Below are 15,689 nucleotides of genomic sequence, written 5' to 3'. Positions count from 1 at the left end.
CCTTCCCCGGGCGCGTCCACACGGTCGGGGAGGGCGACACCTTCACGGCGGCCGGATTCGAGGTGCAGGTGCACGGACAGCTGCACGCGGTGATCCACCCGGACATCCCCCGGATCACCAACGTCGGCTACCTCGTGGACGATTCGGTCTTCCACCCCGGGGACGCGCTGACCCTGCCCGGCCGGCCGGTGGACACGCTGATGGTGCCGGTGATGGCCCCCTGGAACAAGGTCTCCGAGATCATCGACTACATCCGCGAGGTGAAGCCGCGCCGGGCGATCGACATCCACGACGGGCTGCTCACCGACCTGGCGCGCCCGGTGTACGACCGGATGCTGGGCCCGGACGGGCCGGGCGTCGGGGGCGCGGACCACGCGCGGCTGGCGGCGGGGGAGAGCGTCACCCTCTGACCGGACCGTGACTGTCACACCCGGCCGTTAGGGTGGCGGCATGCGCATCGCCACCTGGAACGTGAACTCGATCACCGCTCGGCTGCCGCGGCTGCTGGCCTGGCTGGAGAGCAGCGGCACGGACGTGCTGTGCATCCAGGAGACCAAGTGCACGGCCGAGCAGTTCCCCGCCGACGAGCTGCGCGAGCTGGGCTACGAGTCGGCCGTGCACGCCACCGGCCGGTGGAACGGCGTGGCCCTGGTCTCCCGGGTGGGCCTGGAGAACGTGATCCAGGGCCTGCCCGGCGGCCCGGAGTACGAGGGCGCCCTGGAGCCCCGCGCGATCTCGGCGGACTGCGGCCCCGTGCGCCTCTGGTCGGTCTACGTGCCCAACGGCCGGGAGGTCGGCCACAACCACTACGCCTACAAGCTCCACTGGCTGGAGTCCCTGCGCGACGCGGTCGCCGCGGACGCGGCGGGGGAGCGGCCGTTCGCCGTCCTCGGTGATTTCAACATCGCCCCGACCGACGAGGACGTCTACGACCGCTCGGTCTTCGAGGGTGCCACGCACGTCACCCCGGCCGAGCGGGCCGCCCTCGGCGCGCTGCGCGACGCCGGGCTGGCGGACGTCGTGCCGCGCCCCCTGAAGTACGACCACCCGTACACCTACTGGGACTACCGGCAGCTGTGCTTCCCCAAGAACCGGGGCATGCGCATCGACCTCGTCTACGGCAACGCGTCCTTCGCCGAGGCGGCGAAGGACGCGTACGTCGACCGTGAGGAGCGCAAGGGCAAGGGCGCCTCGGACCACGCCCCGGTCGTCGTCGACCTCGACGTCTGACGGCGACCGGGGGGCTCCTCAGTCCAGCGCGCGCAGGTCGACGGTCTCGCTGAACACCCTCATCCCGGCGTTGTTGGGATGCAGATGGTCACCGCTGTCGAAGCGCGGAAGCATCTGTTCCGGATGCTGCGGGTCGCGGATCGCGGCGTCGAAGTCGAAGACCGCGTCGTAGACGTCGCCGATGTTCTCCCGGATGTGCCGGTTGATGGCGCTCCGCTGGGCGTCGGCGGCCGGGGTGCAGTCGTGGAAGCCGCCGCAGGGCGCGATCGTCGCCGCGATCACCCGCAGACCCCGGTCGTGGGCCCGGGCCGCGATGGACTCCAGCACGCCGATCACCTGCTGTGCCGTCGTGCCCGCGCGGATGTCGTTGACGCCCTCGAAGACGATGACGGTACGGGCCGAGGTCTGCGACAGCACGTCGCGCTCCAGCCGGTGCCCGGCGCTCACCCCGCTCAGGACCGTGCTCGGCCCGTCGCCCGGATAACGGTCCTTGACCACCTGGTTGCCCGAGATGCCCTGGTTGAGGATGCCGAAGGCGGGCACCGAGTGCTGGGCGCGCAGCCGGCGCCCGAGCAGGTCCGGCCAGCGGACGTTGCCGCCGGGCGTCGACGCCTCGCCGTCGGTGATGGAGTCGCCGAGCGTGACCACCGAGCCCGGGCCGCCGGCCACGTCCACGCCGGTCAGCAGCGGCCAGCCGTCCAGCTTCTGGCCGAACGCCCCGGCACCCCGCTCGCCCGTGCGGTCACCGGCGCGGTCGGCGCTCAGGAACGAGGTCTGGTTGCTGTAGCTGTGCACCGGCAATGCCCGGACCGTGCCCGGCAGATGGATGCTCACCAGCAGATTGGAGTCCGCGGGCACCTTGAAGCCCAGCGGGTCGCTGAACTGCTGCACACCGGCCGGGATGTCGGTGCCCGCGCGCCCGCCGAAGGTCAGCGGCACGGGCCGGGAGGCCGCCTCGGCGCCCTTGCGCTGGAGCGCCACGGTGACGTGGCCGATGCGCACCGGCTGCCGGGCGAAGGTGTTCTCCAGCCGGATCCGGGTGCGCGGACCGCCCGCGCTGCTGTGCACGATCAGCCGCATCGTCCGGTCCGTCCACGGGCCGACGGCCGTGTACCCGGACGTGGACGCGGCCCAACTGCCGGTCCACCCGTTCGAGGGAGCGCGCAGGGCCATGGAGAAGACGTGCAGGACGGCCGTGCTGCCGGACTGCCGCTGGGGCAGCACGACCGAGGAGATCTCCCGGCCGCGCACGACCGGCACACTCGCCGCGTACAGCCGGGTCGTCTCGGCGCGCTGCCCCTCGCGGGTGTTGCGGTGCGGCAGGGCGAGGGCCTTGGTGGTCAGCGAGCCGCGCCGCCAGTCCGGGGCGGTGAGCGTGTACGTGCTCGTCGAGCCGTCGCGGTAGCGGACGAGGCCCCGGCCGGTCACGTCGCCGCCGGTGCTCGCGGCGAGGAAGGACAGGGCGTCACCGCTCCCGCGCAGCGCGACGGTCTGGCCGGCGGCGCGTACGTTGTCCGGCCGCCCGGCGGCCGAGCGGGGCCAGCGCAGGCCCGTGGCATCTATCACCAGGGTGCGGCCGAGGGTCCAGCCGGCGGCCTTGAGGTCCTGGGCGGAGAAGGAACCGCCCGCGCCGTCGAAGTCGGCGGCGCCCGGGCGGGCGTCGTCGCTGACCGCCGTGTTGTCGAAGAGCCGCTCCAGGGGGAGCGGCTCTCGCTGCGGTGCGGAGCCCGGCGCCTGGCCGGCGGCCAGGGCGGGCGCGGAGCCGAGAGTGAGCGCGCAGACGGCGCCTGCCGCGACGGTCCCGGCCAGGGACCGGCGTCTGTGCCGCCTCCCACCGATCCCAAGGAGCTTTGTAGTCCGGAGCATGCCTGTCATGCCTCCCAGCGTTCCCCGCTCTGAATGGGGCGGGATGAAGCTAAGGAGGCGCCTGGGGAACGTCAAGGAGGCCAACCGGCCACGTCGCGCGCAGCGCGCCGGTGGTGGGGCCATCCGTGCGAGTGCGATCCTGGTCAGTATGAACATTCCCTTCTTGGACAGCTGGCGCAAGCGGCACGGCCAGGCCCCCGGCGTGACGCTCGACGAGACGGCCGACCGGGACCCCGAGGGCCTGGCCGAGCTGCTCGCCGAGTGTGAACTGCTGCGCGCGCACGCGCAGTCGGCCGGTGTCGTGCTCGACGACTCGCCGTCGTCCCTGGAGGCGCTGGACCAGGTGCAGCCGCGGTGGCGCGAGGACCCCGAATTGGTGCCCTGGCTCGGTAACGACGCGGGCCTGTACGCGGGCACGGTCGTCGTCCGCACGGTTCCGGGCGCGGGCTGGCGGATCCGGTCCGACGGCCAGCCGGTCGTCCGGCTCGCCAACGGCCGCGAGGCCGACGTCGTCGAGGCGGGCCTGCAATGGGCGGCCGACGGCGCGCCCGAGCTGTCCCAGATCTACGCGGAGCTCTCGGAAAGCTGATCAGTTCGCGAACGTGATGGCGTACTCCAGCCGCCAGCGGTCCGCGCGGACCACGATGTCGGAGGTCTCCACGGCGCGGTCCTCGCCGTCGAAGTGGGTGCGCTCGACCACGGTGACGCACTGACCGGCCGCGCAGCCGAGGGCCTCCGCCTCCGGCGTGGTGGCCGGCCGGGAGCCGACCAGCTCCTGCGCGCGCACGACCCGGATGCCGATCGCGGCCAGCCGGCCGCGCACCCCGCGCCGGGCGTAGGGGCCGCGCTCGGGCAGGGCGACGTCCGTGCCCTCGGTGATGGTCAGCGGCTCCCAGCTGGTGGCGAGCTGCACGGGATGCCGGTTGGCCAGGTACTCGTACTGCGTGCACAGCACGGGGTCGCCCGGGCCGATGCCCAGCCGCGCGGCGATGGGCGCCGGGGCCGGCGTCTCGCTGGAGAACGCCTCCCAGGCCAGCGCCGTGCTGTGGCAGGTGCGGATCTCCGCCGCGAAGGGGGAGTCGACCGCGCCCGTCGAGCGCAGCAGCGTGCCCAGCGGCGCCCGGTCGGTGACGAACACGCCCCGGCCGAACTGCCCCTCCGCGTACCCCGCGGCCTTCAGGACCCGGACCGCGCGGTCCACCGTCTGATCGCTGGCCTCGTAGGCGCGTTTGAGCTCGGAGCGGGAAGGGATGCGGTCGCCCACCGCCAGGGCCCCCTCGTCGATGCGCCGCCGCAGGTCATCCGCGATCCGCAGATACACCGGCCTGCTGTCCCCCACCACGGACTCCCTTCCCGCGACGTCCCCCATCCGGCCCCATAGGCTAGGTACGCAGGCTCCATCTGTGTACCTAGGGCCTTGCCGGCCGCTTTTTCCTTCGGGGTACGGCCGGTTGGGCACCGCCGGGGGCAAGCCCCCGGACCGGGGGCAGCACGAGGCTTCTCCGGCACCGCGCCGGGCGCCCTGGCAGCACACGGATTCGCCGGTGCCGTGACGGGCCGGTTCGGGCAGGCCTCGGACACTCCGGCGGCTCGGAGCGCGGGCAGCTTTACCGGGTGCCCGGGGGATCCGCCGGCGAGGCAAATGGCGGTCAAGCCCACGGCGCGCAACGTCCCCGATCCGGCTCAATCCCCCTGTCTGCGCGTGTCACCGGTGAAGTCCTGTACCGATACCGGTACTTTGCGGCGACCGCGGGACGTGCCGAGAGTGGACGGGGCTGGCCCATGACCGTCGATCCGTTGATCGAACTGCGTGGTGTCAACAAGCACTACGGAAAACTGCACGTGCTGCAGGACATCGACCTCACCGTCGGGCGCGGGGAGGTGGTGGTCGTCATCGGGCCCTCCGGCTCGGGCAAGTCCACCCTGTGCCGGACCATCAACCGCCTGGAGACCGTCGACTCCGGCACCATCGTCCTCGACGGCGAACCCCTGCCCGAGGAGGGCCTCGAAGGCCTTCACGAACTCGGAGAGCTCGATGAGGGTCATGCCCTCGAACTGCTCGAGCAGCTCGTCCTGGGTGAGCTTCGCCATGATGGCGGTCCTTCCACTAAATCGGCAGGTGCCGGGATGTACATGTCGGCGGGCGTGCGGCCCGCTGCGATCCGCGCCCCGCGATCACGCGGCGCAGATCAATGCGCGAGCCGAATTACTCGGCACCGCCCTGCTCGGCGAGCTTGGCGCGCAGCGCGTCCGCAGTGCGGACGAGCTTCGTCGGCAGCGCCTGGAAGAGCGAGGCAGCCTGGGACTGCTTGCCCTTCATGGCACCGGCCAGCTTGCTGAGCAGAACCTCGCGGGACTCGAGGTCCGCAAGCTTCTTGATCTCATCGGCGGACAGCGCCTTGCCATCAAGGACACCGCCCTTGATGATCAGGTTGGGGTTCTCCTTGGCGAAGTCACGAAGACCCTTCGCCGACTCCACCGGGTCACCGGTGACGAAGGCGACCGCCGTCGGACCAGCGAAGAGCTCGTCCTCCAGCGTGAACCCGGCCTCATTGGCCGCGATCTTGGTCAGCGTGTTCTTCACCACGGCGTACTGCGCGTTCTCACCGAGCGAACGGCGCAGCGTCTTGAGCTGCGCCACGGTGAGACCGCGGTACTCGGTCAGCACAGCGGCGTTGGAGCTGCGGAACTTGTCCGTGAGCTCGGCAACCGCGGCGGCCTTGGCGGACGTCGCCATGAGCCTCGGCCTCCTTCCGGGTGATTCGGACCGCTTAGGCGCGAGAAGGGGGCTTGGGCAAAACGAAACGCCCCGGCGCAGGCGCACGGGGCGTGACTCGACCGGGAGAACGACTGCTCTCGCGGGAGTGCTACCTCTTGTCACCTGCGCAGGTCGCCCGCAGCTAGCGGATCCTTCGGCCACCACACCTCCACAACGGAGGCACAGCAACGACCAGCGGTCTTTGGCTTCTGGAGGAGATTACGCGAGCGACCTGCGGTCAGGCAAATCGGACCCCTACAGCCCGGCGGCGCCGGGCTTCGGGCTGCCGGGAAGACCGCCCTCGTCCTTCAGGAGCTGGACGAGATCGACCGTCTCGCCGGTCGGGGGCGCCTGCACCTGGGCCTTGGCACCGTAGTCGGTGTAGTCGGCGGTGACCTTCGTCGAGCCCCGGGCGCTGTCGACGCCCACAACCATTCTCGTCGGCAGGTCGTCACGGTTGACCCAGAGGTCGATGTCGTATCCCTTGATGCCGGCCTTCTTCGCGCTCTCGACCAGCTTCTCGCGGTCCCCGGCGGTCATGACCCCGGCCGACCGGTTGCCCTTGAGCATCTCCTCAACGGTCAGCGCGCCCTTGTAATGCTGGGCCTGCCCGCCGTTGACCTGCTCCTCGCCCACCCGCTTGAGGTTGGGCGAGTCGAGCAGCAGGGCGGTCTGCCGGGACGGGTCCTGGTTCTCGTTCAGGCCGGCCGTCATCTGTCGCTGGAGCAGGGGGTTGCCGGTCTCCTTCGCGGCCGCCTCCAGGTCGATCTTGACCCACTTCTTGGCCCGCATCTCGGCGGGCGCGTCCTGCAGCATCCAGTCCGATATCTGCATGTACATGTCCTTACCGACCCAGAGCGTGCGGATCGCGGAGCTGTAACCGGGGCCCAGGTCGGGGAGGCCCGGAGTGTCCATGGTGATGTCCATCAGCGTCGGGTCCCAGCCCACGACGCCCTTCACGTCCACGGTGTCCACGCCGGCACGCACCGCAGGCACCGCCATCTTCATGTGCACCTTGGCCGACTTGGCGGCGCTGGTCTTCCTGTACGCCGCCTGGAGGGCCTGGACGGGCGTGCGGTCGGCTGCCGGGCGGCCGGCGCCCGCGGTCCCCTTCGCGTCGCCCTTCCTGCCGCTCTCGGCCGTACAGCCGACGGCTCCCGCGAGCACCGCCGCGGCGGACAGCGTGACGCCGATGCGCCGGAGTGCGGACGTTGACATGGTTCCCCCCACGTTGATGTGCGATCTTCCGTTTTCGGTGATTCGCACAATAACGCGAATGCCCGTCGGCGGGGCGGTAAAAAAGCCGCCGGGCCCCGCACCCAGAAAGGGTGCGGGGCCCGGCGGTGGAGTTCACACGCGGTGAGACGTCGCTCAGACGGTCTCGTCCTCGACGAGGAGGTTGCGGGTGCGGTTGGCGTCCACGGGGATGCCGGGGCCCATCGTGGTGGTGAAGGTCGCCTTCTTGATGTAGCGGCCCTTGGCGGCGGACGGCTTCAGACGGAGGATCTCCTCCAGCGCCGCGGCGTAGTTCTCCACCAGCTTGGTCTCGTCGAAGGAGACCTTGCCGATGATGAAGTGCAGGTTCGAGTGCTTGTCGACGCGGAACTCGATCTTGCCGCCCTTGATGTCCGTGACAGCCTTCGCCACGTCCATGGTGACCGTGCCGGTCTTCGGGTTCGGCATCAGACCACGCGGACCGAGCACGCGGCCGAGGCGGCCGACCTTGCCCATGAGGTCCGGGGTGGCGACGACGGCGTCGAAGTCCAGACGGCCCTTGGCCACCTCGTCGATGAGCTCGTCGGAGCCGACGATGTCGGCGCCGGCGGCCTCCGCGGCCGCAGCACGGTCACCGGTCGCGAAGACCAGGACCCGGGCGGTCTTGCCGGTGCCGTGCGGGAGGTTCACGGTGCCGCGGACCATCTGGTCGGCCTTGCGCGGGTCGACACCCAGACGCATGGCGACCTCGACGGTGCCGTCGAACTTGGTGGAGGAGGTCTCCTTGGCGAGACGGACGGCCTCGAGCGGGGCGTACAGGCGCTCCGCGTCGATCTTGGCGTCCGCAGCGCGGAGAGTCTTGCTGCGCTTCACTTCTGCTCCTGAATGGGTTGAGCGTGGAGTCGTGGTCCGGGCCAGCGCTTGGCCCTGCCACAAGAGGTCAACGGAGTCCGGTCAGCGACTCCGTCGCGCGGGACTGATCAGCCCTCGACCGTGATGCCCATGGAACGGGCGGTGCCGGCGATGATCTTCTCGGCGGCGTCCAGGTCGTTGGCGTTCAGGTCGGGCATCTTGGTGGTGGCGATGTCACGGACCTGGTCGCGGGTGATCTTGGCGACCTTGGTCTTGTGCGGCTCGCCGGAGCCCTTGTCCACGCCCGCGGCCTTGAGGATCAGCTTCGCGGCCGGCGGAGTCTTGGTGACGAAGGTGAAGGAACGGTCCTCGTAGACCGTGATCTCCACCGGCACGACCATGCCACGCTGCGACTCGGTCGCGGCGTTGTAGGCCTTGCAGAACTCCATGATGTTGACGCCGTGCTGACCCAGCGCGGGGCCGACCGGCGGAGCCGGGTTGGCGGCACCGGCCTGGATCTGGAGCTTGATAAGCCCCGTGACCTTCTTCTTCTTGGGAGGCATTGCTCTCTCCGGGTCCTAGTGAGAGTTTTTTTGCCATACGCACACTGCGCGCAGGCATACCGCACCACGATAACGGGTATCACGGCCGGTCCGAAAACCGAGCAGGTCAGACCGCCCCGAGGGGCGATCTGACCTGGTCGGCTGGCGTGTGGCCCAGAAGGTGTCAGTTCTTCTGGATCTGGTCGAAGCTGAGCTCGACCGGGGTCTCGCGACCGAAGATCTCGACGAGGCCCTTGACCTTCTTCGAGTCGGCGTTGATCTCGTTGATCGTCGCCTGCAGCGTCGCGAAGGGACCGTCGGTGACGGTGACCGAGTCGCCGACCTCGAAGTCCAGGACCTGGACCTCGACCTTGCGGCTGGGGGCCGGACGGCCCTCGGCCTCGGCGGCCTCCTTGGCGGCCTTCGCCTCGGCCTCGGGGGCGAGCATCTTGACGATCTCGTCCAGGGTCAGCGGGTACGGGTCGTAGGCGTTGCCCACGAAGCCGGTGACGCCCGGGGTGTTGCGGACGACGCCCCAGGACTCGTTCGTCAGGTCCATGCGCACCAGCACATAGCCGGGGAGCTTGTTCTGGCGGACGGTGCGGCGGTCGCCGTTCTTGATCTGGACGACCTCCTCCTGCGGCACCTCGGCCTGGAAGATGTAGTCCTCGACGTTGAGCGAGACGGCGCGCTGCTCGAGGTTGGTCTTCACGCGGTTCTCGTAACCCGCGTAGGTGTGGATGACGTACCACTCGCCGGGCAGGCCGCGCAGTTCCTCGCGGAGCTGGGCGACGGGGTCGACGACCTCCTCCGCCTCCTCGGCCTCCTCCTCGGCGGGGGCCTCGGCGGACTCGCCGGAGAGGGTCTCGTCGCTCTCGACGCGCAGCGCGGCCTCCTCGGCCGGCTCGCCGGCGGCGGACTCCTCCGCGTCCAGCTCGTCCACGGCGTCGGCGCCCTGGAGGATCTGGGTCTCGGTGTCTTCGCCGATCTCCTCCGAGGGAGCCGGAGCGTCCACGTCGGCCTCCGGCGCCTCGACGGGCTCGGCGGCGTCGTTCAGGTTCGGGTCAGACACGTGGCTGCTTCTTCCTGGCTTCAATATGGGCGGAACGTGCGAAGAGACGGCTCCCGCCGGGGAGTCCCCCGGGAGAGGCCGCCTTGCGCGCGGGTTCAGCGTCAGCCGAAGACGTACTTGACGGCCTGGTTGAACCCATAGTCAATCACGGTCACCAGACCAATGACGATGAGAACGAAGACGATCACCACGGTGGTGTACGTCGACAGCTGGCCACGAGAGGGCCAGACGACCTTACGGAGCTCCGCGACCACCTGGCGGTAGAACAGCGCGAGGCGGCCCAGGGGGCCCTTCTTCCCACGCTTGCCGCCACGGCGGCCCTTCTTTGCGGACAGCTCGTCCTCGGGACGACCGCTCTCAGGCGTCGCGGTGGAGCCAAGGGCTTCCGTCACTACGTCCTCACCTGAATCCGGGTCGTGGCCGTGCCGCGCCCGGTGGAGCCGCACGGCGGTGCATCAGTACGTACGCACGCACGCACCCTGGTGACGATGCGTGTAGCAGGGCCGAAGGGACTTGAACCCCCAACCGCTGGTTTTGGAGACCAGTGCTCTACCAATTGAGCTACGACCCTTTGTTCCCCCTAACCTACCGCATCCGGCCGTACGCGTGAGGTACGTGGAACGCGGCTTCCGGTGAGGGGCCAACGACGCATGAGTGTACGTGGTCCCGGGCCCGTCGTCGAACAGCTTCCTGCTCCGACGTCGCCGAACGGCCCCCGGAAGGGCCCGGGAGCCGCCTCAGGTGACGGGTCCGGTGGAACGCCCGTGCCCCCCTGTGGCGGGTCTGCGACCATTTCCCTCATGACCGCTGCGACTCCTTCCGAGCCCCCAGTCCAGTCCCCGACCGAGCGCCGGGTGTCCGCCCGTATCGGTTCGATCTCCGAGTCCGCCACCCTCGCCGTGGACGCCAAGGCCAAGGCCCTCAAGGCCGCCGGCCGTCCCGTGATCGGCTTCGGTGCCGGCGAGCCGGACTTCCCGACGCCCGACTACATCGTCGAGGCGGCCGTGGAGGCCTGCCGCAACCCGAAGTACCACCGCTACACCCCGGCCGGTGGCCTCCCCGAGCTGAAGACCGCCATCGCCGCCAAGACCCTGCGCGACTCCGGCTACGAGGTCGACCCCTCCCAGGTGCTCGTCACCAACGGCGGCAAGCAGGCCATCTACGAGGCGTTCGCGGCGATCCTCGACCCGGGCGACGAGGTCATCGTCCCCGCCCCGTACTGGACCACCTACCCGGAGTCCATCCGCCTGGCCGGGGGCATCCCGGTGCCGGTCGTCGCCGACGAGACCACGGGCTACCGCGTCTCGGTCGAGCAGCTGGAGGCCGCCCGCACCGAGCGGACCAAGGTCCTGCTCTTCGTCTCCCCCTCGAACCCGACCGGCGCCGTCTACTCGCGCGAGCAGGTCGAGGCCGTCGGCCGCTGGGCCGCCGAGCACGGCCTGTGGGTGCTCACGGACGAGATCTACGAGCACCTGGTCTACGGCGACGCCGAGTTCACCTCGCTGCCGGTCGTCGTGCCCGAGCTGCGCGACAAGTGCATCGTCGTCAACGGCGTCGCCAAGACGTACGCCATGACCGGCTGGCGCGTGGGCTGGGTCATCGGCCCGAAGGACGTCGTCAAGGCCGCCACCAACCTCCAGTCCCACGCGACCTCCAACGTGTCGAACGTCGCACAGGTCGCGGCCATCGCCGCCGTCTCCGGCGATCTGACGGCCGTCGAGGAGATGAAGGTCGCCTTCGACCGCCGCCGCCGCACGATCGTGCGCATGCTCAACGAGATCGACGGCGTCGTCTGCCCCGAGCCCGAGGGCGCGTTCTACGCCTACCCGTCGGTCAAGGGCCTGCTCGGCAAGGAGATCCGGGGCAAGCGCCCGCAGACCTCCGTCGAGCTCGCCGCGCTGATCCTGGACGAGGCCGAGGTCGCCGTCGTCCCGGGCGAGGCCTTCGGCACCCCCGGCTACCTGCGCCTGTCGTACGCGCTGGGTGACGAGGACCTCGTCGAGGGCGTCTCGCGCGTCCAGAAGCTGCTCGCCGAGGCGAAGTAGCCTGCGGCTCGCCCACCGTGTGCGGGGCCCCGGCCGAGGCCGGCCGGGGCCCCGTTCCTGCTTTCGATCCACTCCCCGATCAGGGAAACCGCCTTCCGGTCGCCGCGCCTCGTACGGCAGGATCGGCGAATGGAACGCGTGCGTGATCTCCGTCTGCTGCCGAAGGCCCATCTCCATCTGCACTTCACCGGATCCATGCGGTCCGCCACCCTGCTGGAACTCGCCGACAAGTACGGCGTCCACCTGCCGGAGGCGCTGAGCAGCGGCGAGCCCCCCAGGCTGCGGGCCACGGACGAACGCGGCTGGTTCCGCTTCCAGCGGCTCTACGACATCGCGCGGTCCTGCCTGCGCTCCGCCGAGGACATCCGGCGCCTGGTCCACGAGGCCGCCGAGGAGGACGTCCGGGACGGCTCCCGCTGGCTGGAGATCCAGGTCGACCCCACCTCGTACGCGCCCCGGCTGGGCGGCCTCATCCCCGCCCTGGAGATCATCCTGGACGCCGTCGAGACCGCCTCCCGCGACACCGGGCTGGGGATACGGGTCCTCGTGGCGGCCAACCGCATGAAGCACCCGCTCGACGCGCGCACCCTCGCCCGGCTCGCCGTGCGCTACGCCGACCGCGGCGTGATCGGCTTCGGGCTCTCCAACGACGAGCGCCGCGGCCTCGCCCGGGACTTCGACCGCGCCTTCGAGATCGCCCGCGAGGGCGGTCTCATCGCCGCCCCGCACGGCGGCGAGCTCTCCGGCCCCAGCAGCGTCCGCGACTGCCTGGACGACCTGCACGCCGCCCGCATCGGGCACGGCGTCCGCGCGGCGGAGGACCCCCGCCTGCTGCGCAGGCTCGCGGACCGCGGCGTCACGTGCGAGGTCTGCCCGGCGTCCAACGTGGCGCTGGGCGTCTACGAGAAGCCGGAGGACGTCCCGCTGCGGACCCTCTTCGAGGCGGGCGTCCCGGTCGCCCTGGGCGCCGACGACCCGCTCCTGTTCGGCTCCCGGCTGGCCGCCCAGTACGAGATCGCGCGCGAGCACCACGGCTTCACGGACGCGGAGCTGGCGGAGCTGGCGCGGCAGTCCATCCGGGCGACGCGCGCGCCGGAAGCCGTCCGGCGGGAGATGCTGGCGGGCGTCGACCGCTGGCTGTCCGAGTAGCCGGGGCCGCCCCCCGGCGCCGTGCGCTACAGGCTCACGCCGACGGTGACCGGCTCGTTCACCAGGGTCACCCCGAACGCCTCGCGGACCCCGTCACGGACCTCACGGGCCAGCGCGAGGAGGTCCTCCGTCGTCGCCCCGCCCCGGTTGGTGAGGGCGAGCGTGTGCTTGCCGGAGATCCGGGCCGGCCCGGCACCGTAGCCCTTGGTGAAGCCGGCCCGGTCGATCAGCCACGCCGCGGACGTCTTCACGTACCCGTCCCCCGCCGGGAAGGCGGGCGGCATGACGTCCGCGCCCAGCCGCTCCCCGACCCGGGCCAGGAACGCCGCGTGCTCCTCCGCGGAGAGGACGGGGTTCATGAAGAAGGACCCCGCGGACCACGTGTCGTGGTCCTCCGGGTCGAGCACCATGCCCTTGCCGGCCCGCAGCTTGAGCACGGTCTCGCGGGCGACGGCCGCCGGGACCCGGTCCCCCGCCTCGACGCCGAGGGCGCGGGCCGTCTCGGGGTACTTGATGGGCGCGGACAGCCCGCCCGCGTCCTCCAGCGCGAAGCGCACGCGGAGCACGACGTGCCGGTCGGGCTCCCGCTTGAAGCGGCTGTGGCGGTACGAGAAGTCGCACTCGGCGGCCGGGATCGTCACGACCCGGCCCTCGCGGCGGTCGTACGCCACGACCTCGGTGATCGTCGCGGAGACGTCCTGGCCGTAGGCGCCGACGTTCTGGATGGGGGTCGCGCCCGCGGAGCCGGGGATGCCGGCGAGGCACTCGATGCCGGCGAGCCCGGCCTCGACGGTGCGGGCGACGGCGTCCGACCAGTTCTCACCGGCGGCCAGCTCCAGCTTCGTGCCGTCGAGCACGAAGCCGCTCGTGGCGATGCGCAGGGCGGTGCCGTCGAAGCCCTTGTCGGCGATGATCAGGTTGCTGCCGCCGCCGATGATCAGCAGCGGCGTGCCCGTCCCGTCGGCCTCGCGGACGGCGGCGACGACCTCGTCGTCGGTCGTCGCCGTGATCAGCCGGGCCGCCGGGCCGCCGAGCCGGAAGGTGGTCAGGGGGGCCAGGGGGGCGTCGTGTCGTTCCTGCACGGGCACAAGGGTACGGCGTCGGCCAGCGGACGCCCCCGTACCCACTCCTTCCGCCGGCCTCAGGCGAGCCTGACCACGGCCCGGGACTGGCCCAGCACCTTCTGGCCGCCGCAGGTGGCGACGAGGTCCACGCGGACCGTGCCGCCCTCCAGCTTCTGCGCCACCTTGCCGCTGACCTCGATCACGGCGCCCTGGTCGTCGTTCGGGACGACGACCGGCTTGGTGAAGCGCACGCCGTACTCGACCACCGCGGCCGGGTCGCCGGCCCAGTCGGTCACCACGCGGATCGCCTCGGCCATCGTGAACATGCCGTGCGCGATCACGTCCGGCAGCCCGACCTCCTTGGCGAACTTCTCGTTCCAGTGGATCGGGTTGAAGTCGCCCGAGGCGCCCGCGTAGCGGACGAGAGTGGCGCGGTCGACCGGGAAGGTCTGCGCCGGCAGCTCGGTGCCGACCTCGACCTCGTCGTACGAGACCTTCGCTGCCATCAGCCCTCCTCGGCGGCGCGGGCCACCAGCATCGTGTGCGCGGTCACCACGTGCTCGCCGTCGGCGTCGTGGACCTCGCCGCGCACGGACAGCACGTCGTTGCCCGCCAGGGACTTGATCGACTCGATTGTCGAGGTGACCGTCAGCCGGTCGCCGGCCCGGACCGGGCGGGTGTAGGCGAACTTCTGGTCGCCGTGCACCACACGGTCGAAGTTGAGGCCCAGCTGCGGGTCCTGGATCACCAGGCCCGCGGCCTTGTACGTGATGGCGAACACAAAAGTCGGCGGGGCGATCACATCCGGGTGGCCGAGTGCCTTCGCGGCCTCCGGGTCGGTGTACGCGGGATTGGCGTCGCCGACGGCCTCGGCGAATTCGCGGATCTTCTCCCGGCCCACCTCGTAGGGTGCGGTGGCCGGATAGGTGCGTCCGACGAAGGACTGGTCGAGCGCCATCGGCTCGCTACCTCCTGGGTGGACCGGTCGGGGATACGACATGAGGCCACCCCCAGTAATTGGGGGCGGCCTCATGGCAGGTGTATACGCTTAGCGCGTCTCGCGGTGCGCCGTGTGGCTGTTGCAACGCGGGCAGTGCTTCTTCATCTCAAGACGGTCCGGGTTGTTGCGCCGGTTCTTCTTGGTGATGTAGTTCCGCTCCTTGCACTCCACGCAGGCCAGCGTGATCTTCGGGCGGACGTCGGTGGCAGCCACGTGAGTGCTCCTTGACGGACTGGACGGATTTAACGCAGACAAGAGTAGCCGATCGGAGGACCGACCCCGCAATCGGCTACTGTGTGTAGCGGTGACCGGACTTGAACCGGTGACACAGCGATTATGAGCCGCTTGCTCTACCGACTGAGCTACACCGCTTTGATGTGGGAGGGATTCCCCGCCCGAAGGCGAGGAAACCTCTCACACCAGAGCCCCAAAACGGAATCGAACCGTTGACCTTCTCCTTACCATGGAGACGCTCTGCCGACTGAGCTATTGGGGCGAGCGAGGAAGACATTACACGGTCTGCCGCCGAAGGTGAAATCCGTACTCGGCGCCCCCGGCGAAGGCCCCCGGGAAGGCCTCCGGGATGGCCCGGCGGAGACCGCACCGGAGACAACACCAGTACGACTATTCGCCGCCTGCGCGAAGCCGTACCGGACGCGTCCTACGCTCGGACCAGCTGCTGATCTTGCATGTCCCGGCCATGCCCCGGCCCCCGGAGGAGCGCGATGCCCGACAGCCAGCCGCAGCCCGCCAGAAACCCCGACCGCAAGCCCGACAGGAGCTCCGGCGACGACGCCGCCCCCGGCCCGTCGCACGGGGACGGCGCGCTGGTGCTGTGCGGCGCACGGCTGGCCGACGGGCGGATCGTGGACGTCCGGCTCAGCGGCGGCCGCATC

Annotated in this window: 17 protein-coding genes, 3 tRNA genes and 3 pseudogenes; 7 read left to right on the top strand and 16 right to left on the bottom strand. The window is 70.7% G+C overall.

Annotation, left to right across the window (positions count from 1 at the left end):
* Together AB0K09_RS18070 and AB0K09_RS18065 are read left to right on the top strand one after the other, a co-directional pair.
* Nucleotides 1-410, top strand: a 410-nt coding sequence (locus AB0K09_RS18070; RefSeq protein ID WP_366066352.1) for an MBL fold metallo-hydrolase, incomplete at its 5' end; no start/stop codon positions are given.
* A 40-nt stretch (nucleotides 411-450) separates the two neighbouring features.
* A complete protein-coding gene (locus AB0K09_RS18065) occupies nucleotides 451-1,230 on the top strand; it encodes an exodeoxyribonuclease III (protein ID WP_366066351.1) in 780 nt (259 codons plus the stop codon).
* A gap of 18 nt (nucleotides 1,231-1,248) precedes the next feature.
* Here AB0K09_RS18065 and AB0K09_RS18060 read toward each other — a convergent pair whose 3' ends face one another.
* Nucleotides 1,249-3,096 carry an SGNH/GDSL hydrolase family protein gene (locus AB0K09_RS18060; protein ID WP_366066353.1) on the bottom strand — a complete coding sequence of 616 codons (1,848 nt, stop codon included), beginning with the start codon at nucleotides 3,094-3,096 and terminating at the stop codon, nucleotides 1,249-1,251.
* A 148-nt stretch (nucleotides 3,097-3,244) separates the two neighbouring features.
* Between AB0K09_RS18060 and AB0K09_RS18055 the strand changes: the two genes are divergently transcribed.
* On the top strand, nucleotides 3,245-3,685 hold the full coding sequence (locus tag AB0K09_RS18055; RefSeq protein ID WP_366066350.1) for a DUF6278 family protein: 441 nt from the start codon (nucleotides 3,245-3,247) through the stop codon (nucleotides 3,683-3,685).
* On the opposite strand, the gene AB0K09_RS18050 is transcribed toward AB0K09_RS18055, so the two are convergent.
* Nucleotides 3,686-4,435, bottom strand: a complete 750-nt coding sequence (locus AB0K09_RS18050; RefSeq protein ID WP_366066349.1) for a GntR family transcriptional regulator — start codon at nucleotides 4,433-4,435, stop codon at nucleotides 3,686-3,688.
* Between the two features lie 443 nt (nucleotides 4,436-4,878).
* Here AB0K09_RS18050 and AB0K09_RS18045 point away from each other — a divergent pair.
* Nucleotides 4,879-5,100 (top strand): annotated as a pseudogene (locus AB0K09_RS18045) (ATP-binding cassette domain-containing protein); the annotation flags it as partial.
* On the opposite strand, the pseudogene AB0K09_RS18040 reads toward AB0K09_RS18045, so the two are convergent.
* The 8 genes and pseudogenes from AB0K09_RS18040 to AB0K09_RS18005 form a co-directional block, all read right to left on the bottom strand.
* Nucleotides 5,101-5,187: pseudogene (locus AB0K09_RS18040) on the bottom strand (50S ribosomal protein L7/L12); the annotation flags it as partial.
* A 115-nt stretch (nucleotides 5,188-5,302) separates the two neighbouring features.
* Nucleotides 5,303-5,833 carry a 50S ribosomal protein L10 gene (gene rplJ, locus AB0K09_RS18035; protein ID WP_366066348.1) on the bottom strand — a complete coding sequence of 177 codons (531 nt, stop codon included), beginning with the start codon at nucleotides 5,831-5,833 and terminating at the stop codon, nucleotides 5,303-5,305.
* A gap of 276 nt (nucleotides 5,834-6,109) precedes the next feature.
* Nucleotides 6,110-7,072: a hypothetical protein gene (locus AB0K09_RS18030; protein WP_366066347.1), complete on the bottom strand. Its 963-nt coding sequence runs from the start codon at nucleotides 7,070-7,072 to the stop codon at nucleotides 6,110-6,112.
* A 153-nt stretch (nucleotides 7,073-7,225) separates the two neighbouring features.
* Nucleotides 7,226-7,942 carry a 50S ribosomal protein L1 gene (gene rplA / locus AB0K09_RS18025; RefSeq protein ID WP_366066346.1) on the bottom strand — a complete coding sequence of 239 codons (717 nt, stop codon included), beginning with the start codon at nucleotides 7,940-7,942 and terminating at the stop codon, nucleotides 7,226-7,228.
* 107 nt (nucleotides 7,943-8,049) lie between these two features.
* Complete coding sequence (gene rplK / locus AB0K09_RS18020) at nucleotides 8,050-8,484, bottom strand: 50S ribosomal protein L11 (RefSeq protein WP_004941595.1); 435 nt, start codon at nucleotides 8,482-8,484, stop codon at nucleotides 8,050-8,052.
* Between the two features lie 163 nt (nucleotides 8,485-8,647).
* Nucleotides 8,648-9,535, bottom strand: coding sequence for a transcription termination/antitermination protein NusG (gene nusG, locus AB0K09_RS18015; RefSeq protein ID WP_366066345.1), 888 nt, complete (start codon nucleotides 9,533-9,535; stop codon nucleotides 8,648-8,650).
* A gap of 101 nt (nucleotides 9,536-9,636) precedes the next feature.
* Complete coding sequence (secE, locus tag AB0K09_RS18010) at nucleotides 9,637-9,927, bottom strand: preprotein translocase subunit SecE (RefSeq protein ID WP_366066344.1); 291 nt, start codon at nucleotides 9,925-9,927, stop codon at nucleotides 9,637-9,639.
* 106 nt (nucleotides 9,928-10,033) lie between these two features.
* Nucleotides 10,034-10,106: transfer RNA gene (locus AB0K09_RS18005), tRNA-Trp, on the bottom strand.
* A gap of 229 nt (nucleotides 10,107-10,335) precedes the next feature.
* Here AB0K09_RS18005 and AB0K09_RS18000 point away from each other — a divergent pair.
* Together AB0K09_RS18000 and AB0K09_RS17995 are read left to right on the top strand one after the other, a co-directional pair.
* Entirely contained in the window at nucleotides 10,336-11,580 is a 1,245-nt protein-coding gene (locus tag AB0K09_RS18000; protein WP_366066343.1) for a pyridoxal phosphate-dependent aminotransferase, read from the top strand.
* 129 nt (nucleotides 11,581-11,709) lie between these two features.
* Nucleotides 11,710-12,729: an adenosine deaminase gene (locus AB0K09_RS17995; RefSeq protein ID WP_366066342.1), complete on the top strand. Its 1,020-nt coding sequence runs from the start codon at nucleotides 11,710-11,712 to the stop codon at nucleotides 12,727-12,729.
* A gap of 26 nt (nucleotides 12,730-12,755) precedes the next feature.
* Here the strand turns inward: AB0K09_RS17995 and AB0K09_RS17990 are convergent, their stop codons facing one another.
* From AB0K09_RS17990 to AB0K09_RS17965, 6 genes are all read right to left on the bottom strand, one after another.
* On the bottom strand, nucleotides 12,756-13,817 hold the full coding sequence (locus AB0K09_RS17990; RefSeq protein ID WP_366066341.1) for a UDP-N-acetylmuramate dehydrogenase: 1,062 nt from the start codon (nucleotides 13,815-13,817) through the stop codon (nucleotides 12,756-12,758).
* A gap of 53 nt (nucleotides 13,818-13,870) precedes the next feature.
* Entirely contained in the window at nucleotides 13,871-14,299 is a 429-nt protein-coding gene (locus AB0K09_RS17985) for a MaoC family dehydratase (protein ID WP_366066340.1), read from the bottom strand.
* A complete protein-coding gene (locus AB0K09_RS17980; protein ID WP_366066339.1) occupies nucleotides 14,299-14,751 on the bottom strand; it encodes a MaoC family dehydratase N-terminal domain-containing protein in 453 nt (150 codons plus the stop codon). The genes AB0K09_RS17985 and AB0K09_RS17980 overlap by 1 nt, the downstream gene beginning before the upstream one ends.
* Nucleotides 14,752-14,841: 90 nt before the next feature.
* The gene (rpmG, locus tag AB0K09_RS17975) at nucleotides 14,842-15,006 is read right to left on the bottom strand and encodes a 50S ribosomal protein L33 (RefSeq protein ID WP_003956487.1); all 165 of its coding nucleotides are present in this window, start codon (nucleotides 15,004-15,006) and stop codon (nucleotides 14,842-14,844) included.
* Nucleotides 15,007-15,092: 86 nt separating this feature from the next.
* Nucleotides 15,093-15,165: transfer RNA gene (locus AB0K09_RS17970), tRNA-Met, on the bottom strand.
* Between the two features lie 51 nt (nucleotides 15,166-15,216).
* A tRNA-Thr gene (locus tag AB0K09_RS17965) sits at nucleotides 15,217-15,289 on the bottom strand.
* 229 nt (nucleotides 15,290-15,518) lie between these two features.
* On the opposite strand from AB0K09_RS17965, the pseudogene AB0K09_RS17960 reads away from it, so the two are divergent.
* A pseudogene (locus tag AB0K09_RS17960) lies at nucleotides 15,519-15,689 on the top strand (hydrolase); the annotation flags it as partial.

The organism is Streptomyces sp. NPDC049577 (assembly GCF_040675635.1).
Taxonomy (GTDB): domain Bacteria; phylum Actinomycetota; class Actinomycetes; order Streptomycetales; family Streptomycetaceae; genus Streptomyces.
This window is presented reverse-complemented; position numbering and strand designations above follow the sequence as displayed.

Excerpts from the sequence above, each read along its gene's own strand:
- AB0K09_RS18030 (WP_366066347.1), bottom strand. The coding sequence starts at position 7,072 with ATGTCAACGTCCGCACTCCGGCGCATCGGCGTCACGCTGTCCGCCGCG.
- AB0K09_RS18065 (WP_366066351.1), top strand. The coding sequence starts at position 451 with ATGCGCATCGCCACCTGGAACGTGAACTCGATCACCGCTCGGCTGCCG.
- AB0K09_RS18060 (WP_366066353.1), bottom strand. The coding sequence starts at position 3,096 with ATGCTCCGGACTACAAAGCTCCTTGGGATCGGTGGGAGGCGGCACAGA.
- AB0K09_RS18055 (WP_366066350.1), top strand. The coding sequence starts at position 3,245 with ATGAACATTCCCTTCTTGGACAGCTGGCGCAAGCGGCACGGCCAGGCC.
- AB0K09_RS17980 (WP_366066339.1), bottom strand. The coding sequence starts at position 14,751 with ATGGCGCTCGACCAGTCCTTCGTCGGACGCACCTATCCGGCCACCGCA.
- rplJ (WP_366066348.1), bottom strand. The coding sequence starts at position 5,833 with ATGGCGACGTCCGCCAAGGCCGCCGCGGTTGCCGAGCTCACGGACAAG.
- AB0K09_RS17995 (WP_366066342.1), top strand. The coding sequence starts at position 11,710 with ATGGAACGCGTGCGTGATCTCCGTCTGCTGCCGAAGGCCCATCTCCAT.
- AB0K09_RS17985 (WP_366066340.1), bottom strand. The coding sequence starts at position 14,299 with ATGGCAGCGAAGGTCTCGTACGACGAGGTCGAGGTCGGCACCGAGCTG.
- rplK (WP_004941595.1), bottom strand. The coding sequence starts at position 8,484 with ATGCCTCCCAAGAAGAAGAAGGTCACGGGGCTTATCAAGCTCCAGATC.
- AB0K09_RS18000 (WP_366066343.1), top strand. The coding sequence starts at position 10,336 with ATGACCGCTGCGACTCCTTCCGAGCCCCCAGTCCAGTCCCCGACCGAG.